We start from the raw sequence: 1,754 nt of genomic DNA on the forward strand, positions 1-1,754 counted from the left end.
TGAACTGCACCCAGTCTAGTAGACAATTAAATAATTAAAATTAATGGTTGGTTTTGTTGTTATACAGAATCAGCCATTTTTAATGTAATTCTTTCATGATTAAAGAAAAGAATAAAATCATGAATTGTTTTTGTAGCTTCTTCTACACTATTAAATTTAAAGTGCTTATTTCCTCTAAAAATTTCACTTTTTATTGTACCCCATACACCTTCCATTGGACCGTTATCGATACATTTGCTAACACGTGACATACTTTGAATCATGTCACATTCATCCAACATATGTTTAAATGTTTTCGATGTATATTGAAAACCTCGGTCACTATGAAATAAAATACCTTTGGTATTTTCTACTTTTTCTATCGCTTGATTGAATGTTTTAAATACTAATTGATTATTGTTAGAAGGGCCTAGCTCATAACTAACAATACGTTTAACACCTAAGTCATAAATGGCACTCAAATATATCTTACTACCTTCTTTGATTTTAAATTCTGTTACATCTGTTAACCAAACTTTATTTGGCGTATCAATGTCAAATTGTCGATTAAGCTTATTTTCTGATGTGATTTGTGGCGTTGAACGGCGATAAGGTTTTCGCTTTTGACGTATTACCGCTTTTAAATTAAGTTCTTTCATCAAACGATAAATTCGCTTTCGGTTTACTTGTTTACCTAGTTTTAATCGAATATAGATATAAATGCGACGATAGCCATAAATACCGTTATACTTATGATAGATTGATTCTATTTCTCGCTTAAGTTGTTCATTCTCTAATTCAAGTTCACTCGATTGATAATGTACCCACTTATAATAACTCGCTCTAGAAATGCCTAAAATACGACACAAGCGTTGGATAGGGTATTGATGTTTTAACGCTTCAATCGTTTTGTATGCCGTGATTTGTTTTCTCTTTGAATCATCTCTCTTTCCAATGCTTGAAACTTTTTTAAAACGTCATTTTCCATCTCTAATAATCGATTTTGTGCTTTTAATGCTTGAATTTCAGCTTCCTTTTGTTCTTCTGGCGTCATAATAGATTTCGGTTTTCCTTTGCCTCTGCCATCTACTAATCCATTTTTACCATGTGCTTGATACTTTTGAACCCACTGGTAAATTTGACCGTATGAGATATTAAAGTGTTCTGCAACTTCTCTATAAGATTGTTTATGATTCAAGTAATATTCAACAATTGTGACACGTTCTTCAAATGTGGTTTTTCTTGCTTTCATGATATACACCCCAGTTTTCGGAGATTGACTCTTAATCTCTTTTCCTACAGTATACATTTTTATCCAATTTTTGACTTGTGTCGAACTACGAATATTGTATTTGATTGCGAGATCTTGGGTTGATTGATTTGAATTCAAATATTCATTTACAACTTTTAATTTTAGTTCCTTTGAATAGTGATTGTATTGTTTTTGTGTAAGTAGTGTTTCAATACCATGGGTTTTATAATATTTATACTTAGGATACAAAGTATTGACATTAATATCTAATTGTAATGTATCGATTAAGTATTGAAACGACACGCCTTTTTCATATTCTTGAAACATATATAGCAGTACATCTATGTCTACTTTAGGTTTTATTGACATAAATAAAGCTCCCTTCAAAGTTTTCATTTTTTCAATGTCTACTTTGAAGGGAGCATTTCACATTTAGACCGCAAGGTCTCTTTTTTTTATGTCTAAAACGTAAAAATAAAAAGAAAAAAAAATTAAAAATGGGTTGGCGAAGTGAAAACGTTTT

At 30.7% G+C, this 1,754-nt stretch carries 1 protein-coding gene; it reads right to left on the bottom strand.

Annotated features, from left to right (window positions below; translation table 11 throughout):
• Positions 1–59: 59 nt before the first annotated feature.
• Positions 60–1,627 (bottom strand): IS3-like element ISSau2 family transposase gene (locus JV528_RS04305; protein WP_118848008.1). Its coding sequence is split into 2 segments (ribosomal slippage): positions 60–952 and positions 952–1,627, totalling 1,569 coding nucleotides; the frame shifts between segments, so codons are not numbered across the junction.
• Positions 1,628–1,754 lie beyond the last annotated feature (127 nt).

Source organism: Staphylococcus sp. GDB20D11A, assembly GCF_016893255.1.
GTDB classification, from domain to species: Bacteria; Bacillota; Bacilli; order Staphylococcales; family Staphylococcaceae; genus Staphylococcus; species Staphylococcus aureus.